Genomic DNA, 24,063 nt, shown 5'->3' with positions numbered 1-24,063 from the left:
TATTTATATAGTTTACGTAATGTAAACATTGACACATCGTCATATTTTTAATAATTAATTCAAGCTTTTATAGATATAGACTTTCCACTAATTAAATACACTTAAATTTAATTACATCATTTTTTTGCACAAAAAAAGACATAGCTTAAATGCTATGTCTTTTTGGCAGGGGCAGTAGGAATCGAACCCACAACCAACGGTTTTGGAGACCGCTACTCTACCAATTGAGCTATACCCCTTCACAACAATTGTTATTATATATTATGTCTTTATAAATGTCAACACTATTAATTCTAATTTTTTATAGCTTCAATTATCTTATTTATATTTGATTTTAAAGCACTATCGTTGCTCTCTAAGCTTAATCCAACATATTTATATTCATTCTTCATTCTACTCTTTAAATCATTAATATCTTCTAAAGATTCATCATAAAAAAATATATTGTTTAAAGAATTATTTAAAGATAACAAGTCATTACTGTCACTAATTTTTGTTACAGTAATCCCAAGGTCTCTAAATAAATAATCAAACTTATCAGTATTAGTAATTACAGTATAATCTTTATACACCTTAATTTCTTCTTTTGATTTAGTTAGGAATTCATCTATTCTCTTAATCAAATTGCTATAGTTTTCTTCATAGTAATTTCTATTTTCAATATCTCTTTCTTGCATAGCAATTTTAATGTTATATAATGCAATTTTATATTCACCAAATCCTAATAAATAATATGGGTTCTCTTGTCCATTTTTTTCTAATTCATAATTTAAAGGCCTTATTCCTCTACTTAAGTTTATTACTCCAAGGTTTGATCCTCTAACATTATTAGTAATATCACTAATCCAAGCTTCATATCCTAGCCCATTATATAAAAACAAATCTTTATTATTTATATTATTTAATACTTTATCTGTAACCTTAAATTCAGCAATATCTTTTTCATTATTAAATAAATATTCTACATTATGTTTTTCCCCGACTATTGCTTTAGTCATATTATATACTTCTTTATTAATAGTTAATATGTTTAAATATGTTTCCTTTTTTTCATCTAGTTCATCTGTAGTATTTGCCATTAATGGATTATAAGAAAAACTTAATCCTAAAAACAAAATAGAAGTAAAAATAACTAAAATATAAGTTAATTTCTTCATTGCAATTTCCTCCAAGGGATATACTTTATTTATATATTATAATATCTTATCATTTACTAAAAAGAATTACAAATTCATTACATATTAATTATATTTGTAATTCAAACATATTTTACCATATGATGGTATCGTTTGCTATACTATATATAATTATTTTGCTTTCTTTTTTTCTTTTATTTGATAGAATATATTATAGGATATTAAGAAAGGAGATATTTTATGCAGTTTTTAGTTAAAAATGTAGAAGAAACTACTGCATTAGGAGTTTCTATAGGCAAGCTTTTAAATGCTGGTGATATAGTTTGCTTAACTGGCGACCTAGGCACTGGGAAAACTCACATAACTAAAGGAATAGCTAAAGGTTTAGGAATCGATGAACATATTACAAGTCCTACTTTTACTATTGTAAATGAATATGATTCTGGCAGACTTAAATTATATCATTTTGATGTATATAGAGTTAGCGATCCCGATGAAATCTACGCTATAGGCTTTGATGATTATATATTTTCTAACGGTGTATCTATAATTGAATGGGCAAATTATATAGAAGAAATTTTACCTAATGATTATCTTCATATATTAATTGAAAAAGACTTATCTAATGGTGAGGATTACAGAAAAATTACTATTACTCCTTATGGAGAAAGATATGATTATATAAACAAGATCTCACCTGAAATAGATTTATAAAATATGGTGCTGTTATAAGGCAGCTCATTATAGTTTGAATTTCACTCAAAGGAGTTAATATAATGAAAATTTTAAGTATTGATTCAGCTTCTAAAGTTGCTACTGTAGCTATATTAGATGATAATAATTTAATTGCTGAGTATACTCTAAATAACAAATTAGAGCATTCTACATTAATAATGGATATAGTTGATAAACTATTAAAAGATTCAGATTTAGATATTGATGACATTAATGGCTTTGTGGTCTCTAAAGGACCTGGTTCCTTTACAGGATTAAGAATTGGTATGGCAACTATTAAAGGCCTTAGTCTAGGTTCAGATAAACCTTATATAAGTATATCTAGTTTAGATGCCTTAGCATATTCTTTTGTTAATTTTGATGGAATCATTTGTCCTATTATGGATGCTTTAAGAAGTAGCGTGTACACTTGCTTATATAAAGGAGAAAATGGCAATTTAAAAAACATAATAGATTACTCTGCTTTAGAAATTGAAGAATTAGTAGAATTATTAAAAGAAAAAAATGAGAAAGTAATATTTGCTGGTGATGCTGTAAATAAGCATAAGGAGTATATATTAGAAAATTTACCTAATGCCATATTTGCACCAGTTCATTTAAACATAATTAGAGCATCTTCCCTTGGAGAACTTGGTCTTAAAAAACTTTTAAATAACGAAAAAGATGATTTAAATTCTTCACCTTTCTATTTAAAGAAACCTCAAGCTCAAAGAGAATTAGAAAAAAGGCTGGCCTTAAAAAATGAAGATAGTCTATAGTCTAATTACTGAGGATGACATAGATGGAATTTATAATATTTCAAAGGATTCCTTCTCTATTCCTTGGAGCTTAAATTCCATAAAAAGTGAAGTATCTAATCCTTTAGCTAAATATGTAGTTGCAAGAGATATTGACTCAAATATTGTTATAGGCTTTATTGGTATATGGATAGTAGCTGGAGAAGGTGATATTACTAATATTGCTGTTGACAAAGGATATAGAGGATTAGGTATAGGTAAAAAATTACTTGAGTATCTTATAAATCTTTGCACTGACTTAAAATGCAATATTATCCATCTTGAAGTAAGAGAATCAAATTTAAAGGCACAAAATCTTTATAAAAGTTTTAACTTTAATGTTGATGGTATTAGAAAAAATTATTATGAAGATAATAAAGAAAATGCAATCTTAATGAGTAAGGATTTACAATTAGCAACTAGCGATTAATAATTAATGGTTTAGATTGCAATTTATTCAAAATTACTAAAAATAAAATGCTAGTAAAATTCTTTAGGAAGTTTTACTAGCATCTTTTATTTTGTATTACAATTTTTATAACTAATAATTTTATATAAAGAAACTTATATTGTTACTAACTATATAAAACTAAACATCTTCAACACTGCTTGTCATATCTATTTGAATACTTTCACCCTCAGGTTCCTCTGAAGTCTTTCTTCTCATACTCTTTACTAATATAGCAACTGTTATTACAGATGAAATTATATCACTCAAAGGCTGCGCTATCCAAACACCATTTACCCCTAATCCAAAAATTCTTGGAAGTATTATTATGAATGGTACTAATAATATAACTTGTCTAAGTAAGCTTAAGAACATCGCTGTCTTAGCATCTCCAATAGATTGAATATAGTTTGATCCTGTAATTGATATTCCTACAATTGGTAACATTAATAAATAAATTCTTAATCCCTTAACTGATATATCCATGAACTTTGGATCCTTATTAAATATTCCAATAATAGCTTCTGGGAAGCTTTGTACTAATATAAATGCCACACATAGTATTATTGTTGCAACTATTAGTGATATCTTATAAGCCTTATGTGCTCTATCTTCTTGCTTTGCTCCATAGTTAAAACCTATTATAGGTTGTGCGCCTTGGTTTATTCCAAATATAGGCATTAAACACATTAAACTAACTGATGATATTGTTGCCATAGCTCCAATAGCTACATCCGTTCCGTATGTTTTTAAAACATTATTTGCAATTACTTGTACTAAACTTGCTGCCATTTGCATTGCAAAAGGTGCAGCTCCAATAGCTAGAATATTCATTACTATTGCCTTATCTAATTTAAGAGATGATTTTTCAAATTTCAAATTAGATTTTCCGCTAATATAATATCTTAAACCTATTAACGCTGTAATTAATTGTGAAATTACAGTAGCTATAGCAGCTCCTTGTATTCCTAAATTAAATACAAATATTAAAACTGCATCTAGTACAATATTAGTTATACATCCAATTATCATAATAGTAGCAGCAAGCTTTGGGTTACCATCTCCCCTTATAGTATTATTTAATGCAAAAGCTACCATATTAAATATATTACCTAAAAGTATTATGTAAATATATGATTTTGCATAGTGCATAGTACTTTCACTAGCTCCAAATTTACTTAAGATTACATCTCCTAATACTAATCCAACTATTGTTAAAATTACTGCAATTATAGCTGCTAAGGTAATTGCATTCCCTATTACCTTTTCTGCTTCTTCTCTTTTACCCTGACCTAGTCTTATAGATATTGTAGTTGTAGCTCCAACCCCAACTAACATAGAGAATCCTAATACTATAGTAGTTATTGGTAGAGTTACTCCAACACCAGTTATAGCTAAAGATCCTACCCCTGGTATATTACCTATAAAAATTCTATCTACAACGTTATATAACGCATTAACTAACATTCCTATAATAGCTGGTACTGAATATTTTAATAATAACTTTCCTATCTTTTCTTTTCCTAATAATTCTTGATGACTCATTAAATCCTCCTTATATACATTTTTTTAATAATGATATCATTGTTTCTTTTTCTTCTTCAGTTAAATTCTTAGTAAGATTATTTTCCCACTCTTTTGCAACTTTATATATTGCATCTCTATGATAGATCCCCTTATCAGTTATAAATATTCTGTAAGCTCTTTTATCATCTTTATCTTCTTTCTTAATTATAAAACCTTCAGCCTCTAACTTTTTTATAGCTCTAGCTGTAGTGCCCTTGTCTATATTAAGCTTTAATGTTAAATCTTCTTGTCTTATTCCATCTTGCCTATAGAGCTCCATTAAAAAATTAAATTGTCCATATCCTAACCCAAGATGGGATAGTTCTTTTAAGAAAAATATATTTCCTTTTCTTTGTATTTCAGATACATATTTAGCTATATTTTCACATTTATATTTATCCAAGGTTAATCTCCTAAATTTAATTACTTTATATTTAACTACTCCATTATATCACTTTTAGTTGCATATACAACTAAATTTTTCTGGTATTTGATAATTATTTTCAATAAAAAGTAATTTATCAGTAATTTTTCTATAAATTAAAAAAGGGCTGTCTCACAAACAGCCCAAACAAATAATTATTTATGTAATTCTTATAGAATTACTAAAATCAATTACTCTTTCAAAACTCCTTTAGGAGTTTTTTATCAATTCTTCATTATTAATTTTTCATTGTACGACAGTACCAATATTTATATCTATATAGAGCTTAACTTGCCCTTCTTTACACTATCAAAATTTGAATCTACATCAAAAATTATACTTGCAACCTTCTTATATACCACATATGTTATCCCACATACCATAATGGACTTAACACCATTAAAAGGTATTAACCCTACTGTAACATAATTTATAGATTCAGCTGGTGTCATCGGCATACCATAAGCTGGTAATAAGAAATATACATTAGCAATTATTCCTACTACTTGCATAACTAAGCTTCCTACTAACATTCCAAGGAATGCTGTTTTCTTGCTTTTATTTTTATGATATATCCAAGCTGCCGGGAAAACTAAGGATGCTCCTATTATAAAGTTAGCTGTTTCTCCAACAAAATAAGTTCCAGTTCCCTTTACTATTAAAATAAGTAAGTTCTTTAATAACTCTATTAGCACTCCTGCAATAGGTCCAAAAGCAAATCCACCCATAAGCGCTGGAATATCACTTAAGTCAATCTTTAACCATGGAAATGGTAGAAAGGGTATTGGAAAATCAAAGTACATTAGCATTACTGCAATAGCGCTTAAAAGTGATATTTTAATAAATTTGTTTAGATTTTTTTGATTTTGATGATTCATTTTATATCTCCTCCCAAAAGCTATCCTCTGGGGTAGTAGTTAAATATTAAATGATATTATTTTAACGAATTAAGCTTTAAGTTCTATTGTTTCTTATCTTTTATAAATAAAAAAGCCCTGATGTAAACTAACATCAGGGCAATAAATTCATAAGAAATAAGATTTGCTAAATTAAAATAAATCAAGCAATATCTAACGCCTTACCTTCTTTCATCCAGACTATACTGTCGGCCTCGGAGTTTCACCGAATCATGCTAAAAATTAGCTCGCGGGCTATACCGCCGGTGGGGAATTACGCCCCGCCCTGAAGATAAATTATTTTTATAATATTATTATATGCTTATTTCTACAGTTTGACAAGTAATTTTTTAACAATCTTCTTCCTTTATTCCTTTCATGGATAAAGATATTCTATTTCTCTTACTATCTACTTCTAGAATCCTTACTTTTACTATATCTCCAAGCTTAACTATGTCTAAAGGATGCCTAACGAATCTATCAGCCATTTGACTTTTGTGAACTAATCCATCTTGATGAACTCCAATATCTACAAAAGCACCAAAATCAGAAACATTTCTAACTGTTCCCATAAGAATCATACCTTCACTTAAATCTTTTAAGTCTATTACTCCAGTCTTTAATATAGGCTTTGGCATATCTTCTCTTAAATCTCTACCTGGCTTTTTTAACTCTTTGATAATATCAGATAAAGTTAACTCTCCAACTTCTAGTTCTTCTGCTATATTTTTAATTCCTTTTTCATTAACTCTTTCTTCAATATCTTTCAGATTATTATTTTTTAGGTCATTCTTAGTATATCCAAGTAATGTTAAAAGGTTCCTTGCAGCTTCATATGATTCAGGGTGGACTGAGGTATTATCTAAAGGCTCACTACTTTCCATTACTCTTAAGAATCCAGCACATTGCTCATAAGCCTTTTGACCAAGTCTCTTAACCTTAAGTAGTTCTTTTCTGCTTTTAAACCCACCTACTTCATCTCTATACATAACTATATTATTTGCTATACTAGCATTTATTCCTGAAATGTAATTTAATAATGATGGTGTTGCAGTATTTAAATCAACTCCAACTTTATTAACTGAATCTTCTACTACTCCTGTTAATGATTCATCTAATTTCTTTGGAGCTACATCATGTTGATATTGCCCAACTCCTAAAGATTTAGGATCAATCTTAACTAATTCAGCTAAAGGATCTTGAAGTCTTCTTCCTATAGAAATAGCTCCTCTTACTGTAACATCTAAATCAGGATATTCTTTAGTTCCTAGCTCAGATGCAGAATAAACTGATGCGCCTGCTTCAGAAACTATCACATAGGCTATTTCTCTATCTTCTTCTTTTCTTAATTCTGAAATCACTTCAGAAATTACTTCTTCTGATTCTCTAGATGCTGTACCATTACCTAAAGATATTACTTCTACATTATGCTTCTTAATTAATGATTTAAGTACTTCCTTAGCTTCTCTTATTTTATTTTGAGGTGCTGTAGGATATACGGTTGTGTTCTCTAAAAACCTTCCTGTACTATCTAAAATTGCAATTTTACATCCTGTTCTAAATCCTGGATCATATCCTAAAACTACTTTTCCTTTAATAGGAGGTTGCATTAATAATGCTTTTAAATTTTCTTTAAAGATTTTTATAGCTCCCTCTTCCCCTATATCAGTAAGCTCATTTCTAACTTCTCTTTCTATAGATGGATATATAAGTCTTTTTAAAGAATCTTTTACCGCTAACTTTAAATATTCATCAGTTATATTATTACCTTTTAATATTTTATTTTCTAAGAATGTTATTATCTTATCTTCATTAACAGTTATTTTTACTTGAAGTATTTTTTCTTTTTCTCCTCTATTTATAGCAAGAATTCTATGAGGAGGTATTCTTCCAACATCTTCACTATATTCATAATACATTTCATAAGGTGTATGTTCTTCACTTCCACCCTTAGTTTCAATTTTTCCTTCTCTAAATACTAAAGCTCTTATCCACTTTCTATAACTGGCTTCATCAGATATTCCTTCTGCAATTATATCTAGAGCCCCATTTATAGCCTCTTCATCAGAAGAAACTCCTTTTTCATCATCTATGTATTTAGATGCTTCTAACTTTAAGTCACCTTTAAAGTTTCCATCTAAAATTGTTTCCGCAAGAGGTTTTAATCCTTTTTCTAAAGCTATAGTTGCCCTAGTTCTCTTCTTTTGCTTATAAGGTCTATAAATATCTTCTACTTCTGTTAAAGTAACTGCTCTTTCTAAGGATTTCTCTATTTCTTCTGTTAATTTTCCTTGCTCATCAATAAGTCTTAATACATCTTCTTTTCTTTCCTTTAAATTTCTTAAGTAAATAAGTCTTTCTTGAAACTTTCTTAAAACTTCATCACTTAAAGCCCCAGTTTGCTCTTTTCTATACCTTGAAATAAAAGGCACAGTATTTCCATCATCAAGTAGTCCAATTACATTATTAACCTGAGTTATACTTATTTTAAGCTCCTCAGATAACCTTCCAACTATATCAACCAATTAATTTACCTCCTATAAAATATACATAAAACTATTATAATATAATTTTTAAAAATTATAAATTATAGTTGAATTAAAGTTTACCATATAAGCATGTAAGTTGTAATAAATATCCTATCTTTAATTGCCTTATATTTATAGTACTTACATTTAATTAAGAGAATTATTTTATTAATTTATATAAAAATTTAATGATAGATGCTTTTAGTTTGATATTTCACTTAAATAATTTTATTACTTTTAATTTTATAAACCTATTATCATATAAATAATTAATTGAAGCATCTCTCTTGATATTATGTCAAATTGGGGTTATAATAATTGTAAAATATTTACAATTGGGTGATTATATGAATAAGATCTATATTTTTATAAATAAAATTATCAATATCCTCCTAGTATTTTTTATTATTTTTTTAATATTAAATCAGTATTATATTATTGATTTTTCCACAACTATTAAATATATATTGTACTTTTTAACTCTAATTTTAATTCTTGTATCTTCAACAAAAGAAATAATAATTAGTAAATCTGGATTAACCAAATTTATAAATTGTATAATTCTATTTAGCTTTATAGTTGGAGGAATTTTTTCAATACTTTCTAATCAAATAAATATGTTTATTTATATATGTATATTATTTTCTTTAATACATGGATTTATAGACCTTATTTATAAAAGAGCCTAGCACCTCTAATTATATTTTTTCATATTTTAATACCTTAAATAATAGTATTAAATATAACTATTATTTGAGGTATTTTTATGAGAAAGAAAATTATTTATTATTCATCTCTTGTAGCCACCTTTATACTATTATCTTTATCATTGTTTTCAAATTTTACATATTCACCTTTTAACGCTGATAATGTAAAGGAAAATATAACATTATTTTCTTCTGATACTTATAAGGGTAGATTAGCTGGTAGTCAAGGAAATTCACTAGTTGGAGAAATAATTAGAAAAAACTTTACTGATAACAAACTAATTCCACTTAACGATGACTATAAGGAGAGCTTTAAAGTATTATCTCCTATAAATAATAATACTCTTCCATATTTGAAAATTGCTTATGATGATGGATACTCTGAATCTTTAAAGTATGGCGTAGATTATAAGGAAGATATGATTAACTTTAGAAAAACTAATTTTACTTTTAGTAATGAAGATAAAATAAATGTTTTTTCTAATTACATTGAAGTTTCAACATCAGAAGGAACTTGTTTATTTTATTTATCTCCTAAAAACGACTTCTCCTTCAGAAGCTCCTTTATTTCAACATTTCCATATGACATGATGGTGATGATCAATACTAATACCTATAATAAAATCTTAGATTCTATTAAAGAAGGAGCAGAAGTTTCTATCAATATTCCTTTCTCTATTGAAGAAAAAGAAATATTTAATATAGTAGGCGTAATAGAGGGAAGTTCAAGTAAATTGCCACCTTTAATCTTAACTGCCCACTATGACCATTTAGGCTCCGATGCCTTAAAAAATATTTATTATGGAGCCTTAGATAACGCTTCAGGAACTTCATTTTTATTAGAAATAGAAAGAGCATTATCAACCTACGGAAAACCAAAGAGAGATATAATATTCGTAGCTTTAAATGCTGAAGAATTTGGCCTTTTAGGTTCAAAAAGCTTTGCTGAAAATAATTTAGATAAGATTAAAGATGCAGAAGTAATAAACTTCGATATGATTGGCAGTGATGGTTATCCGCTAACATTAATGTTAGGTGCATCTTCTAAAGATAAGGACTCTAAACTGCTAGATTCTATAGAAAAAATCGCTAAAAATAATAATGTAGAGACAAAAGTTACTTATGAAAACTCTAGCGATCATGCAAGCTTTAATGACCTCGGAATAGATGCCCTCAGTTTTTCACATAGTGATTTAACTAAAATTCATACACCTAATGATAAGGTTGAATATATTAGTACTGATGCTATAAATAGTGCCTATAGCGTTATTGAAGAAAAAGTTTTTGATTCTTCCTATGGATTTATAACTAAATTTTTCTACGGAAAGACCTCAATATTTATTTTCTCAATACTATTTGCGTTTATAGCTTCCTCACCATTAACAACTTACATTAAAAAAAGAAAAATAAGATAAAAACATAGGGGCTGTATTAAGACAGCCCCATTAAATTTATTCTAAATTCTAATTGCTACTTCAAATCCTTCAGCTACTGCATGCTTAATACGACGAGGAGATAAAGCATCTCCAATAATTCTCACATCTTTTATAACTGACTTAACTTCCCCTTCTATATCCTCTAAAGCTTTAAATCCGAGAGCAAGCACTAGAGAATCACATTTTAGCTCTTCAATATCCCCATTTGAGTTTGTAACTATAACTCTATCCTCTTTAACTTCAGTTAACTTAGTACTACTCATTACATTTATCTCATTTGAAATTAGCATAGATTTTAAAGCTAAAAGATTGTTAAATGCCATAGGTTCTGATAATATACTGTCTTTCATTTCAACTATAGTAACTGTTCTTCCTTTTCTTGCTAAGTGAATAGCTGTCTCACAACCAACAAATCCACCGCCTGCTATTACTATATTTTCTCCAACTCCTATATCATCTACAAGTATATCTGTTGCTAAATAAACATTTTCCTCATCAATCCCAGGAATTTTAGGAACTATTGCCTTACTTCCTGTACTAATTACAAGCACATCAGGCTTTTCAGCCAATATATCATTCTTACTAACATCTTTATTTAATACAACATTTATTTTCAACTTATCTATTTGAGTATCATAATATTTAATCAATCTCTTCAAATCACCTTTAAAATCAGGAGATGAAGCTGGAATAAGATTTCCACCTATTTTTGAACCCTTCTCCCATATTGTAACATTATGGCCTCTTTTAGCAGCTGTAATTGCTGTTTCAACACCTCCTGGGCCTGCTCCTATAATAAGTACAGATTTTTTATTATCTGCTTCCTTAATCTTCTCTCCTTCTCTACCACAAAGAGGATTTACCCCACAGCTTACTGGTTCACCTGAAAGTATAGAAAACATACATTCATTACATCCAATGCACGGAACAATATCTTCAGTTCTATTTTCTTTAACCTTATTTGCCCATTCCGGATCAGCCAGTGAATAATGTCCAATAGCTATAAAATCGGCAGTTTCGTCTTTTAAAATTCTTTCTGCCACTTCTGGATATCCTAATTTGCCATGTCCAACTATAGGTATATTAACTGATTCTTTTATAATTCTTATATACTTTTCATGCAACGCTGCTTCTTGGTATATTGTTGGAATTGCATTCTGCCAACAAGCATGACACCCAATATCTACATGAAGTGCAGTAGCACCTGCTTCTTCTAAATATTTAGCCATCTTTATTCCTTCTTCAATCTCCCTACCACCATCAATTAAATGTACTGGTGTAAATTTATATATAATAGGATAACCTTCTCCACATGCTTTTTTTATTCTTTGAATTATTTCTTTTCCTATTTTCATTCTCCCTTCAAAGCTACCACCATATTCATCATTTCTAGAATTCCACAACGAAGAATGAAATTGATCAATTAAATAACCACCATATCCATGTATTTCTATAGCATCAACCCCTGCTTTCTTAGCTAGATAAGCAGACTTCTCAAAGGCATCTAATAGTTTATTTATTTCATCTTTAGAGAAATACGGATTATTTTCCCCTATATAACCTATCTTCCCTACCCCTAATGAAAGTTGAATACATAACTTTGAACCACAATTATGAACTTTATCAGTTAATTTTTTTATTCTTTCGATTTTATTTTCATCATCTAATAAAAATGAACTTTGAGGCTTTTCAAATTCATCAGAAACCAAAGTAGCTCCTGTTATTATAAGACCAGTTCCCCCTTCTGCTCTAGCTACATAATAGTTAATTGCTTGTTCTGAAAATCCAAAATCATCATCTATATAGTCAATTCCCATAGGTGCCATAACAACTCTGTTTTTCAATTTCAAATTTCCAATACTACCAGATTCAAATAGCTTCATAGATATCTCCACCTTTTTAGTTATTTTATTAACAAATTTATATAAGTTTAACTTATATGCATATTAAAATTATATATTATTCAGAATATTAAATCAATTTGTTTTAATCAAATAGTTTTAATTTTAAACAAAAAGGATGTATCTACATTTGATACATCCTTAATTATTAATTATTCTCTTTTAAATACGCTGTTATAAAATTATCTATTTCACCATTCATAACTGCATTTAAATTAGCTGTTTCTTCTCCAGTTCTATGATCTTTAACCATATTATATGGATGGAATACATAAGATCTTATCTGACTTCCCCAACCCATATCTTTAAGTTCACCAGTTAAGTCTTCAATTTTTTCATTATGTGCTCTTTCTTTTAAATCTATAAGCTTAGATTTAAGCATTCCCATAGCAGTGTCTTTGTTAGAGAATTGACTTCTTTCACTTTGACATTGAACAACTATACCTGTTGGTATATGAGTTATTCTTATAGCTGATTCAGTTTTATTTACGTGTTGACCACCAGCTCCACTTGCTCTATAGGTATCTATTTTTAAATCTTCACTTCTTATTTCTATATCTTGATCCTTAGTCAATTCAGGTAGAACTTCTACAGATGCAAAGGAAGTTTGTCTTTTACCATTTGCATTAAAAGGTGATATTCTAACCAATCTATGAACTCCCTTTTCAGCTTTTAAATATCCATATGCAAACTCACCTTTTACTTTTAAAGTAACACTTTTTATTCCAGCTTCATCGCCTTCTAAATAGTCTATAGTTTCGACTTTAAATCCCTTCTTTTCACACCATCTAGTGTACATTCTAAGAAGCATTTCAGTCCAATCATTAGCATCACTTCCACCTACACCAGCATGTAATGTTAATATGGCATCATTTCTATCGTATTCTCCTGATAATAAAAGTTCTATTCTATATTCTTCTATGTCTTTTTCAATAGATCTTATTTCTCTTATTATTTCATTAATAGATTCTTCATCTTCTTCATCTATTAACTCACCTAATACTTCTACATCCTCAACTCTAGTGACTAAAGAATCAAATCTCTCTATCTTATCTTTTATTCTTTTACTCTCTTTAGTTACTTCTTCAGCCTTTTTTATATCATCCCAGAATCCAGACTCTTGCATCTTAAGGTCTAGTTCTTCTACTTGTTTTACTAGTGCTTCCTTGTCAAAGAGAAGCCCTCATTTCATCTATGAATTTTTTAATATCATTAAGTTTTGAAAGCTCTGCTTCAAGCTTAATTATCATTTTTATCACACCTTTTTTTTAATGAATAATGTAGAATTAAAAATTAAGAATTAAGGAAAAAACTCCTACAGGAGTTTTTAATAATTTAAAAGAATATAATTTTCCTTTTTATTTTTAATTGAGCTACCGTGAAGGTAGCTCATAATCTTATTCTGTCAATTTGGAACAAATTGCTTCCATAATTCTTCACTTTTCATTTTTAATTCTTAATTTGATTGCCCGTAATCACTATACTTCTCTTCCACAGCAGTTTTTATATTTCTTACCACTTCCACATGGACATGCATCATTTCTTCCAACCTTAGGTTCATTTTTAATTGGCTTTTTCTTGCTATCCCCTTCATCTCCACCATGACTAGCTGAAGATTCTTCTGCCACTCTTTCTCTTTCAACTGGCTTTTGAGCTTGGATATGGAATAAGAATTTAACAGTATCTACCTTAATTCCTTCGATCATTTCTTCAAACATAGAGCTACCTTCCATTTGGTATGCTTGGATTGGATCTAATTGCTTATATGCTCTAAGTCCAATACCTTGCTTTAGGTGATCCATATTATCTATATGATCCATCCACTTTTGATCAACTACTCTAAGAAGTATTACTCTTTCTACTTCTCTAAAGTGTTCTTCGCCGAACTCTTCTTCCTTAGCATGATATACAGAATTTAATATATCTAATATCTTATTTACTATTTCTTCATTAGATAACTCTACTAAATCTTCTACTTTTAAAGAATTGTGAGGAAGACAAATGTCTTCTAAGTATTTAATTAATTTTTCAACTTCAGCTTCGAAGTTTTCATTAGCATTTTCTAAATGACCTTTAACAGCATCTGAAACTAACTCATTGATCATAACTTGAATTTGATCTCTTAAGTCCTTACCTTCAAGAACTTCAGATCTTTGCTTATAAATAACTTCTCTTTGCATATTCATAACATCATCATAACCAATAAGGTTCTTTCTGATATCAAAGTTATTTCCTTCAACCTTCTTTTGAGCATTTTCAATAGCTTTACTTACCATTTTATGATCTATGGCTTCATCTTCTTCTAATCCTAGTTTATCCATCAATCCTTGAATTTTTTCAGATCCAAAGATTCTCATTAAATCATCTTCTAATGAAATATAGAATACTGATTCACCAGCATCTCCTTGACGACCAGATCTACCTCTTAATTGGTTATCTATTCTTCTTGATTCATGTCTTTCTGTACCAATTATCTTTAGTCCGCCTACTTCTTTAACACCTTCGCCAAGCTTGATATCTGTACCTCTACCTGCCATATTAGTAGCAATTGTAACACTACCTAATTCACCAGCATGAGATATAATCTCTGCTTCTTGTTCATGGTATTTAGCATTTAATACTTGATGCTTAATTCCTCTTTTCTTTAATAGCGCAGATAAGTATTCTGATTTTTCAATACTTACAGTACCAACTAAAACCGGTTGACCTTTTTTGTTACATTCTATTATATCTTCAATAATAGCATTATATTTTCCCTTAGTATTTTTATATATTAAATCACTTTTATCTATTCTTGCTATAGGTCTGTTTGTTGGTACAACAATAACGTCTAATGCGTAAATTTCTCTAAATTCATTTTCTTCAGTTAAAGCAGTACCTGTCATACCAGAAAGCTTATTGTACATTCTAAAATAGTTTTGGAATGTAATAGTTGCTAAAGTCTTAGATTCTCTTTCAATCTTAACTCCTTCTTTAGCTTCTATTGCTTGGTGAAGACCATCTGAATATCTTCTACCTTCCATAAGTCTTCCTGTAAATTCATCTACTATAATTACTTGGCCATCCTTAACCATATAATCCTTATCTATTTTCATTCCATAGTTAGCTTTAAGAGCTTGAGTTATATAGTGTTGTAATTCTAAGTGATCTGCATCAGCATAGTTGTCTATTCCAAATGCTCTCTCCGCCTTAGCTACACCTGAATCAGTAAGCATTACTGAATTTGCTTTTTCATCTATAGTATAATCTTCATCAGCTAATAATTGCTTAACAAAGTTATCTGCTACATTATAGAACTTAGTAGATTTTTCTCCTGCACCAGAAATAATTAATGGTGTTCTAGCTTCGTCAATAAGGATAGAGTCAACTTCATCTACTACAGCAAAGTTTAACTTTCTTTGAACCTTTTCTTCTTTGTAAATTACCATATTATCTCTTAAGTAATCAAAACCAAATTCGTTGTTAGTTCCATATGTTATATCAGCACCATAAGCTGCTCTTCTTTGCTCAGAATTCAATCCATGCACTATGCATCCTGTTGTTAAACCTAAGAAGTTATATAATCGTCCCATCCACTCAATATCTCTTGTAGCTAGGTAATCATTAACTGTAACTAGGTGAACACCCTCACCAGTTAATGCATTTAAGTATACTGGAAGAGTTGCAACTAAAGTCTTACCTTCCCCAGTCTTCATTTCTGCTATTCTACCTTGATGTAGAACCATTCCTCCAATTAATTGAACTCTATAGTGTTTCATTCCTAAAACTCTTGAGGAAGCTTCTCTACATACTGCAAATGCTTCTGGTAATATATCATCTAAAGTTTCTCCATTATTAAGTCTTTCTTTAAATTCAACAGTTTTATTCTTTAATTCATCGTCAGAAAGCTTTTGCATATCTGAATCTAATGCTTCTATTTTATCTGCAATCTTTTCTAGTTTCTTTACTTCCCTTTCACTGTATGTGCCAAATAGCTTTTCTAAAAATCCCATTTTTATTTTCCTTCCAATTCTTATATTTTAAATAATTATAAGTTTTCGATTTTCATTAATAAATTATACCATTTTAGCAACAATTAATTCAACAAATATGTAACATATTAATAAAATTATAACTAAAAAGGAAGTGCTTCGCACTCCCTTTTCCATTATCTATTGAATTTCTAATTATTATCTACATATAATCTGGTTCTAATAAACCATAATCTCCATCTTTTCTCTTATAAACTACATTAATTTTATTCTCATCTGAATCTTGGAATACAAAGAAATTATGTCCTACTAGTTCCATTTGAAGTATTGCTTCTTCTACTGACATAGGCTTAACAATAAACTTCTTAGTTCTAACAACCTTACCATTTTCTTCAATCACGTCATCTTCAGCAGCAACTTCTTCAATGGCTGAGAATCTTAAAGATTCATGATTTCTTTTTAATAATTTTGTTCTTTGTTTTCTTATTTGTCTTTCTAACTTAGTTACTACTAAATCTATTGACTTATACATATCATCAGTAGCTTCTTCAGCTCTTAAAACTACTCCATTAAATGGTATAGTAATTTCTACCCTTTGTTTGTTTTTTTGGACTGATAATGTAGTCTTAACCTCAACTTCTGGATTAAAGTATTTTTCTACTTTAGATAGTTTTTTCTCTACCATATCCTTTAGTGCTGGTGTTGCTGTAGTGTTTTTTGCTATTACTGAAACTTTCATATAAGTTCATCCCCTCTCATTATCCTTCTAAAAGTTAATTAGTAGAATTAAATTATATATATATTATAACACTAAGTAATCGTTTAAATCAAGGAAAAAATACCCATTTATTATTTTCTCTACTATTTCCATTACATTTTCCTAACTAAATCAACCTCTTATTAGTAAATTGAAAATTGAATTTTCAAAATATTGTTGGGGATAATAAAAAAATAGCTATTAGAATACTAATAGCTATTATTCGGTAAAGCTAGCTGACCTGGATTTTGACCCCACACTCGCCTACTGGAGCTTTTGCTAATAGGAATTACCCCCTCACTACTAACCCTCTCAATTTTCTTGGTAGGACTTACTTCTATACCGCACCATGCTCATAAGGAATTTTTCCTAACTTACGTGGATCGTTTTGCCTGCGACTAGCATCGACTTTCATCCACAGACCTAATCTTTACTATATTATTATATAAAACTTTTAGCAACTGTCAATATATTTATTGAAGTTGCTCCAGCAGCTTTTAATATTTTTTCACATTCAAATAAGGTTGCTCCTGTAGTTATAACATCATCTAATAAAATTATTTTTTTACCCTTTATATTGTTCTTATCTTTAATTTTAAAAGCATCTTTTACATTTTTTATTCTATCTTCTTTAGATAATGTTTTTTGCTCTTTAATATTCTTTGCTTTAATTATATCTTTATATATTTTTATATCTGATCTTCTACTTATTTCTTTTGCTAAAAATTCGCATTGATTAAAGCCTCTATCTTTTAATGCTCTTTTACTACTAGGTATAAAGACTATAGCTTCAGCTTCTATTTTATTTTCTTTAATTAATTCATATAGATAAAAAGCCAGAACTCTACCTGCTGTGAAATTTTTCTTATATTTAAATTCAAGCAATAACTTTTTTAAGGCTCCTTTATAATGACCATAGGATATTACATTATCATCATTAATACAGCGCTTTATAGTACTATTACATAGAGGACAAATACCTATAAATTCTGAATCACAAATAATACATTTATTTATAGGCGGATATATTATATCTAATATTTCTTCTTTAATTTCATTTAGTAATTTAATAATCCCTTTTCCCATATCTTCTTGTTATAACCCCTTGCCATTTCCTTTGCCATATCCATATCTTCAGTTATATCTTTACCCACTAATAGTACTTCGCCATATTTTTTGTCTTTTAAATATTTACCTACATCAGCACAAAAATATAATATTTTTTTATAGGTATATATTTTATCTTCTGAAAATAGGGCTACTATATCTATATTGCTTTCTTTTAAAGAGTACTCTTTTACATCATTAGTTATGATGAATATACTTCTTTTATTCTTATATAAATTCTCTAGTTTTATCGTAGGGTCTTTCTTAAAATGTTTAATTATTTGTATATCTTCTATCTTTAATTCCTTTGTATAATAATTATATAATTTCTCTATTACTTCTTCATTAGGTACGTATATAATTACTTTTCTATTATTACTTTTGAACCACATCAAATAATCATATAAAGAATAAGGCATATCTTCATCCAACTTTACTCTTGTTGTAATTATTCTTGGTTCTACAAAAACCTCATTTCTAATTAAATCTGTAAGCTGGAATGCCGTCCCCATACTGACTATTCTTTCAATAGAATATATTATTATTCTTTTTGAAAATAGGTATAAATATTCAATGTACTCTCTTATGCCTTCCTTAGAAATTGTTGAATAACAGCTTATATCATCTATTATGCATAAGTCAAATGGTCCGTTTACTTCTTTTAATGACTTAAAATTTACAAATATTAAATTGCTTTCACTATCATTATTATCACAAGAATATTTTATGTTAGTGTTACTATTTTTTAATTCATTAATAATTTCTTCGTTACATTTATAGCTATTATGAACGTAAAGTATCCTCTTACCTTCTACTATAAGCTCTTTAATAATATTAAGAAAAATTAATGATGTATTATATGGATTAGTTAGTATAGTTAATAGCTTCGATTGTTTACTATACCACTTATTAATTTTAGATGTACAATAATTAAATTCCTTTAAGTTAGTTATCCTACTATCTTCTAACATAGAAAATCTCCTATTCACTTAATACTTCGCTATCAGTAATATCTAAAATTCTATTTTTAAGAGAAGAGTATCTTTCAACACTTCTTGTGTTATTAACCATATATTGTAGTGCCTTTGGGTATCCAACAACAACAACTAACTCTTTTGCTCTAGTTATTGCTGTATACAATAAATTCTTATTCATAAGAAATGGTGACCCCATAAATGCAGGGGTTATTATAACTTTAAATTCACTACCCTGACTTTTATGAATTGTAATTGCATAGGCTAATTCTAGCTCATCTAAATAGACATAATCATATACTACTCTTCTTTCATCATCAAATATAACAGATATATTTTTTTCTTCTTCATTTATACTTTCAATATATCCCATATCTCCATTGAATACACCTACCCCTTCATTATCTCCATCTCCATTAATTCTAACCCATTTAAGAGAGTAATTGTTTTTAGTTTGCATTACTTTATCGCCTTCTCTAAAAATAACCTCTTTTAACTCTTTTTCTTTTTTATGCTTTGCTTTTGGATTTAAAACTTCTTGAAGGTTAGTATTCAAGTTTTGGACACCTAAAAGTCCCTTCCTAGTAGGGGTTAAGATTTGTATATCTCTAAACTTATCCCACTTCTTATTAAAGCCTGGAAGTCTCCTATTAATTAAATCTATTATTGTTCTAAGAATATCATTTAAATCTTCCCTATTTTCAAAAAAGAAATCGCCATCTCGTCTATTTAGAACTGGCATTTCTCCGTTATTTATTTTATGAGCATTAACTACTATTAGACTCTCTTGTCCTTGTCTAAATATATCTTTTAGTCTAACTACTTTTAAGAAGTTACTTTCGATTAAATCCTTTAGTACATTTCCTGCTCCAACAGAAGGTAATTGATCAACATCTCCAACTATTATTAATCTAGTGCCAAGCTTAATTGCCTTTAATAAACTATTCATAAGCATTACATCTATCATAGATGCCTCATCTATGATAATTACATCTGCTTCTAAAGGTTCATTCTCTCCTCTTTTATAATAAGATTTCCCATCATCATTAACACCCATTTCTAATAGCCTATGTATAGTTTTAGCTTCTCTTCCAGTTGATTCACTCATCCTTTTTGCAGCTCTTCCTGTAGGAGCTCCTAAGACAACCTTCATATTATTATTTTCATATATCTCTATTATAGCCTTAATAATAGTAGTTTTCCCCGTTCCAGGTCCTCCAGTTATTATTTCTATACCATTTTCAAAAGCACCAACTATAGCTTCTCTTTGAGACTGAGCAAATTTAATATTATTCTTCTTTTCGAAAACGCCTACTTCAAATTCTACATCAGCATTTATACTTCTGAAATTTTCTAAGCTTAGAGTTATTATTCTATTTGTAACCCCTAGCTCACAATAATAATATGGAAGTGCAAATACAGAATCAACTCCATCAATTTTCTCAACCTTCACTCTTGAATCTACAGTTAAATTATATAAAGCACCATCAACTAACTCAGTATTAGCTCCTAATAACTTTATAGTTTCCTTAACTAATTCATCCTTAGGCATATATGTATTACCTGATGAAGAAAATTGATTTAAAATATATATAATTCCACTTTGTATTCTAAATTGAGAGGTCGGTTCAATCCCTATACTCTTAGCTATTCTATCAGCAGTTATAAAACCTATTCCTGTTATTTCATCAGAGAGTATATATGGATTATTAGTTACTATATCCCTTGCATTAGCTCCAAAAGCTTTATAAACTTTAATACATTGATTAGTAGTCATTCCATGTCCTTGAAAATAAAGAATAATATCTTTAAGTTCTCTTTGTTCATGGTAAGACTCCTTAATAATCTCAAACTTTTTCTGTCCTATACCTTCAACACCTTTAATTTTATCTATATCATTATCTAAAATTTCTAATGTTTTTTCTTTAAATCTTTCAACTAATCTTTTAGCAGTGATAGGGCCTATTCCTTTAATAATTCCTGTTGATAAATATCTTTCTATCCCCTTTATAGAATCAGGTAAAATCTCTTCATATTCTTCTATATTAAATTGTTTACCAAATTGCTTGTGAATTACCCATTCACCTTTTAATTTAACATTTTGACCTTCTTTCATAAAAGGAACTATTCCAACAGCATTAATAATTTCTTTATCTAAATTTATTTTAGAAACCACATAACCCGTATCTTCACTTTTAAATACAATAGATTCAACTATTCCATTTAAATATTCTGCCATATTATCTACTCCAAATCTTAATTATATTTTAATCATCTTATTTTTATTATATATAAGTTGTAATAAAGATTCTACATATTATTAAGTTGCATTACATATTAGAGATATTTAAGATATGAAGTTATCTTATTAATTTATGTAAAAATAAAAAAAAATATATATGATTTCAATTTAGATAAATTACTAAAAAACATTTTAAACTTATAATATTATAAAACTAGAGCTGTAGATTATTAATTGAAACATACATATAATACATCTTAAATAATACATAATAAAGAATATACATTTCTAATGTGATATAATATAAATAGTAACTAATGGAGGTGCATTTTATATGTTAATTAAAAATTGTAACATAATTTACCTAGACAGAATTGAAAAAGGTAATGTGTTAATTGAAAACAACAAAATTAAAGAAATTAACCCAAGCAACTGTAACGATAAAGAAGTTATAGATGCTGAGGGCTTATATTTATCACCTGGATTTATCGATGTTCATATACACGGTGCTGGTGGTCATGATACTATGGACGGAACTTTTGAAGCTATTAATGAAATTTCAAAAGTTATAGTTAAACATGGTACTACTGCTTTTACACCAACTACTATGACTGTTGCTGTAGAAGATATAAAAAAATCAATGGATGTTATTAAAGAAGCTAAAGAAAACGGAACTGACGGTGCTATAGTTTTAGGTGCCCACTTAGAAGGACCTTTTATCAATCCTAAAGCAATTGGTGCTCAAAATCCTAACTTCTTAATTCCTCCAACTCTTGAAAATTACACTGCTATGGTTGGAGATGCTGAAGATGCAGTAGTATCTATCACTATTGCTCCAGAAGTACCAGGTGCTAAAGAGTTAATAAAAGAATTATCAAAAAGAGGCGTTGTATGTTCAATAGGACATACTAAAGCTACTTATGATGAAGCTATGGAAGGAATTAAATGTGGATGTGGTCACTCAACTCACCTATTTAATGCTATGACTCCATTTGCTCACAGAGAGCCAGGAGTAGTTGGAGCTATATTCGATAGTGAAATTACTACAGAAACAATTTCTGATGGTATCCACGTTTCTTATCCATCACTTAGAATAGCATATAACCAAAAGACTCCTGATAAAGTTTTATTAGTAACAGATGCTATGATGGCTTGTGCAATGCCTGATGGTATGTATGCTTTAGGTGGCCAAGAAGTTGAGGTTAAAAATGGTGCTGCTAGGTTATTAAGCGGAAGCCTTGCTGGATCGATCTTAACTTTAGATAAGGCTGTTAAGAATGTTTATAAAAATGTAGGTCTTCCTCTATATGAAGCTGTTAAAATGGCTTCTTACAATCCTGCAAAACACTGCAAGGTTTCAGATAGAAAAGGCTTAATTAAAGAAGGTTATGATGCAGACTTATTATTATTTGATGATGAAATCAACATTAAGAATGTAATAGTAGGCGGAAAAGTTTTAGTATAGATATCATTAAAAGGGCTGTTTTGAAACAGTCCTTTTTGTTTTATCTGTATTTTTTACTTAACAGCTATCCTCATACGATAGCAAAAATCTATTTCAAATTCTTTCTCTCCAAAAATATCATAAATTCTATTTTTAAATTGAAGTAAATGCGACTTAATTTCTTCTATATTTGATTTTAAGATTGATTGTAATCCCCCTTGGCTTAAAGCAATTGTAATAAATCTTTTTGCATTACAAGTTTCTGTATTAGAAAAAACTATTTCTCTTACATATCTAAAATGTCCACTTTTTTCTATATTCGATAAATGATTATCTTTATTCCATCTAACAAATTTACCATTAGTATCTGAATACTTTGATTCAATTTCATTTACTTTTTTAAAAAGCTTATTATACTCAAATTCAGCTTCCCAGTTACAAACAGGTGGCCAATCACAATCATAAACTGCAAATACTCCCCCAGCTTTTAATATTCTAGATGCCTCTCTCAAAGTAGTTTCTGGATTCATCCAATGAAAAGATTGAGACGACGTAATTATATCTACAGAACTACTCTCTAATCCAGTATTATCTGAGAATGCAGAAATAAATTTCACATTGTCTAAATCCAGTGACTTTTCTCTTGCTATTTTTAGCATATCATCGCTTGGCTCTATTCCTATTACCTTATTACTTATATCACTCCAGATTGTAGTAGAAAGTCCAGTACCACATCCAATATCTACTACAACTGTTGGCTTATCCTCTATATATTTTACTATTATTTCCTTAACCTTCTCAGGACATTTAGGTCTTGCACCATCATAAAGACTTGCAAAGCCCATAAACCTCTCAGCATTAACTTGTAAATTTTCTCCCATAACTAATCCCCCTTTTATAAATACAATATCTAGTCTAAATACAATATTACCATTTAGATTTATTCCCTACTTTTACTAATAATACCATATAAACCACTATACTTATAGTAAACTAATTTTGAATTAAATTAATT

At 28.8% G+C, this 24,063-nt stretch carries 17 protein-coding genes, 1 tRNA gene, 1 pseudogene and 1 riboswitch; of the genes and pseudogenes, 5 read left to right on the top strand and 14 right to left on the bottom strand.

Features of this window, described 5'->3' with window-relative positions; all coding sequences use genetic code 11:
• Positions 1-163: 163 nt before the first annotated feature.
• Both GPX08_RS07845 and GPX08_RS07840 read right to left on the bottom strand, forming a co-directional pair.
• Positions 164-239: transfer RNA gene (locus tag GPX08_RS07845), tRNA-Trp, on the bottom strand.
• A 54-nt stretch (positions 240-293) separates the two neighbouring features.
• Positions 294-1,157, bottom strand: a complete 864-nt coding sequence (locus GPX08_RS07840; RefSeq protein WP_156626256.1) for a zinc ABC transporter solute-binding protein — start codon at positions 1,155-1,157, stop codon at positions 294-296.
• 219 nt (positions 1,158-1,376) lie between these two features.
• Between GPX08_RS07840 and tsaE the strand changes: the two genes are divergently transcribed.
• From tsaE to rimI, 3 genes are all read left to right on the top strand, one after another.
• Positions 1,377-1,850 (top strand): tRNA (adenosine(37)-N6)-threonylcarbamoyltransferase complex ATPase subunit type 1 TsaE, encoded by a 474-nt coding sequence (gene tsaE, locus GPX08_RS07835; RefSeq protein WP_156626255.1) that lies wholly within the window; start codon positions 1,377-1,379, stop codon positions 1,848-1,850.
• Between the two features lie 62 nt (positions 1,851-1,912).
• Positions 1,913-2,629 carry a tRNA (adenosine(37)-N6)-threonylcarbamoyltransferase complex dimerization subunit type 1 TsaB gene (tsaB, locus tag GPX08_RS07830; RefSeq protein WP_156626254.1) on the top strand — a complete coding sequence of 239 codons (717 nt, stop codon included), beginning with the start codon at positions 1,913-1,915 and terminating at the stop codon, positions 2,627-2,629.
• Positions 2,613-3,077, top strand: a complete 465-nt coding sequence (gene rimI / locus GPX08_RS07825; protein WP_156626253.1) for a ribosomal protein S18-alanine N-acetyltransferase — start codon at positions 2,613-2,615, stop codon at positions 3,075-3,077. Before tsaB ends, rimI begins: the two co-directional genes overlap by 17 nt.
• 159 nt (positions 3,078-3,236) lie before the next feature.
• Here the strand turns inward: rimI and GPX08_RS07820 are convergent, their stop codons facing one another.
• From GPX08_RS07820 to GPX08_RS07805, 4 genes are all read right to left on the bottom strand, one after another.
• Positions 3,237-4,640, bottom strand: a complete 1,404-nt coding sequence (locus GPX08_RS07820) for an MATE family efflux transporter (RefSeq protein WP_156626252.1) — start codon at positions 4,638-4,640, stop codon at positions 3,237-3,239.
• Positions 4,641-4,650: 10 nt separating this feature from the next.
• Positions 4,651-5,064, bottom strand: coding sequence for a MarR family transcriptional regulator (locus GPX08_RS07815; RefSeq protein ID WP_156626251.1), 414 nt, complete (start codon positions 5,062-5,064; stop codon positions 4,651-4,653).
• 296 nt (positions 5,065-5,360) lie between these two features.
• Positions 5,361-5,963, bottom strand: coding sequence for an ECF transporter S component (locus GPX08_RS07810; RefSeq protein ID WP_156626250.1), 603 nt, complete (start codon positions 5,961-5,963; stop codon positions 5,361-5,363).
• A 198-nt stretch (positions 5,964-6,161) separates the two neighbouring features.
• A riboswitch (FMN riboswitch) is annotated at positions 6,162-6,279 on the bottom strand.
• 52 nt (positions 6,280-6,331) lie between these two features.
• Positions 6,332-8,506 (bottom strand): S1 RNA-binding domain-containing protein, encoded by a 2,175-nt coding sequence (locus tag GPX08_RS07805; RefSeq protein ID WP_156626249.1) that lies wholly within the window; start codon positions 8,504-8,506, stop codon positions 6,332-6,334.
• A 769-nt stretch (positions 8,507-9,275) separates the two neighbouring features.
• Here GPX08_RS07805 and GPX08_RS07800 point away from each other — a divergent pair.
• Entirely contained in the window at positions 9,276-10,631 is a 1,356-nt protein-coding gene (locus tag GPX08_RS07800) for a M28 family peptidase (protein WP_156626248.1), read from the top strand.
• Between the two features lie 41 nt (positions 10,632-10,672).
• Here GPX08_RS07800 and GPX08_RS07795 read toward each other — a convergent pair whose 3' ends face one another.
• The 7 genes and pseudogenes from GPX08_RS07795 to GPX08_RS07765 form a co-directional block, all read right to left on the bottom strand.
• Positions 10,673-12,535, bottom strand: a complete 1,863-nt coding sequence (locus GPX08_RS07795; protein ID WP_156626247.1) for an FAD-dependent oxidoreductase — start codon at positions 12,533-12,535, stop codon at positions 10,673-10,675.
• Between the two features lie 166 nt (positions 12,536-12,701).
• Positions 12,702-13,745, bottom strand: a pseudogene (locus tag GPX08_RS07790) (peptide chain release factor 2).
• A gap of 286 nt (positions 13,746-14,031) precedes the next feature.
• Positions 14,032-16,545: a preprotein translocase subunit SecA gene (gene secA, locus GPX08_RS07785; protein WP_156626246.1), complete on the bottom strand. Its 2,514-nt coding sequence runs from the start codon at positions 16,543-16,545 to the stop codon at positions 14,032-14,034.
• A 181-nt stretch (positions 16,546-16,726) separates the two neighbouring features.
• Positions 16,727-17,263 (bottom strand): ribosome-associated translation inhibitor RaiA, encoded by a 537-nt coding sequence (raiA, locus tag GPX08_RS07780; protein ID WP_156626245.1) that lies wholly within the window; start codon positions 17,261-17,263, stop codon positions 16,727-16,729.
• A gap of 459 nt (positions 17,264-17,722) precedes the next feature.
• Entirely contained in the window at positions 17,723-18,367 is a 645-nt protein-coding gene (locus GPX08_RS07775; protein ID WP_156626244.1) for a ComF family protein, read from the bottom strand.
• Positions 18,340-19,359 carry a hypothetical protein gene (locus tag GPX08_RS07770; protein WP_156626243.1) on the bottom strand — a complete coding sequence of 340 codons (1,020 nt, stop codon included), beginning with the start codon at positions 19,357-19,359 and terminating at the stop codon, positions 18,340-18,342. The genes GPX08_RS07775 and GPX08_RS07770 overlap by 28 nt, the downstream gene beginning before the upstream one ends.
• 10 nt (positions 19,360-19,369) lie before the next feature.
• Entirely contained in the window at positions 19,370-21,601 is a 2,232-nt protein-coding gene (locus GPX08_RS07765; protein WP_156626242.1) for an ATP-dependent RecD-like DNA helicase, read from the bottom strand.
• A gap of 337 nt (positions 21,602-21,938) precedes the next feature.
• On the opposite strand from GPX08_RS07765, the gene nagA reads away from it, so the two are divergent.
• Positions 21,939-23,069 carry an N-acetylglucosamine-6-phosphate deacetylase gene (gene nagA, locus GPX08_RS07760; protein WP_156626241.1) on the top strand — a complete coding sequence of 377 codons (1,131 nt, stop codon included), beginning with the start codon at positions 21,939-21,941 and terminating at the stop codon, positions 23,067-23,069.
• Between the two features lie 53 nt (positions 23,070-23,122).
• Here nagA and GPX08_RS07755 read toward each other — a convergent pair whose 3' ends face one another.
• Positions 23,123-23,929: a methyltransferase domain-containing protein gene (locus GPX08_RS07755; RefSeq protein ID WP_156626240.1), complete on the bottom strand. Its 807-nt coding sequence runs from the start codon at positions 23,927-23,929 to the stop codon at positions 23,123-23,125.
• Between the last annotated feature and the right edge of the window lie 134 nt (positions 23,930-24,063).

This window comes from Clostridium tertium (assembly GCF_902652255.1).
Taxonomy (GTDB): Bacteria; Bacillota; Clostridia; order Clostridiales; family Clostridiaceae; genus Clostridium; species Clostridium tertium_A.
This window is presented reverse-complemented; position numbering and strand designations above follow the sequence as displayed.

Coding starts and splice junctions, on each gene's coding strand:
- raiA (WP_156626245.1), bottom strand. CDS start 17,263: ATGAAAGTTTCAGTAATAGCAAAAAACACTACAGCAACACCAGCACTA.
- GPX08_RS07840 (WP_156626256.1), bottom strand. CDS start 1,157: ATGAAGAAATTAACTTATATTTTAGTTATTTTTACTTCTATTTTGTTT.
- tsaB (WP_156626254.1), top strand. CDS start 1,913: ATGAAAATTTTAAGTATTGATTCAGCTTCTAAAGTTGCTACTGTAGCT.
- rimI (WP_156626253.1), top strand. CDS start 2,613: ATGAAGATAGTCTATAGTCTAATTACTGAGGATGACATAGATGGAATT.
- secA (WP_156626246.1), bottom strand. CDS start 16,545: ATGGGATTTTTAGAAAAGCTATTTGGCACATACAGTGAAAGGGAAGTA.
- nagA (WP_156626241.1), top strand. CDS start 21,939: ATGTTAATTAAAAATTGTAACATAATTTACCTAGACAGAATTGAAAAA.
- GPX08_RS07820 (WP_156626252.1), bottom strand. CDS start 4,640: ATGAGTCATCAAGAATTATTAGGAAAAGAAAAGATAGGAAAGTTATTA.
- tsaE (WP_156626255.1), top strand. CDS start 1,377: ATGCAGTTTTTAGTTAAAAATGTAGAAGAAACTACTGCATTAGGAGTT.
- GPX08_RS07800 (WP_156626248.1), top strand. CDS start 9,276: ATGAGAAAGAAAATTATTTATTATTCATCTCTTGTAGCCACCTTTATA.
- GPX08_RS07770 (WP_156626243.1), bottom strand. CDS start 19,359: ATGTTAGAAGATAGTAGGATAACTAACTTAAAGGAATTTAATTATTGT.
- GPX08_RS07810 (WP_156626250.1), bottom strand. CDS start 5,963: ATGAATCATCAAAATCAAAAAAATCTAAACAAATTTATTAAAATATCA.
- GPX08_RS07775 (WP_156626244.1), bottom strand. CDS start 18,367: ATGGGAAAAGGGATTATTAAATTACTAAATGAAATTAAAGAAGAAATA.
- GPX08_RS07795 (WP_156626247.1), bottom strand. CDS start 12,535: ATGAAGCTATTTGAATCTGGTAGTATTGGAAATTTGAAATTGAAAAAC.
- GPX08_RS07755 (WP_156626240.1), bottom strand. CDS start 23,929: ATGGGAGAAAATTTACAAGTTAATGCTGAGAGGTTTATGGGCTTTGCA.
- GPX08_RS07765 (WP_156626242.1), bottom strand. CDS start 21,601: ATGGCAGAATATTTAAATGGAATAGTTGAATCTATTGTATTTAAAAGT.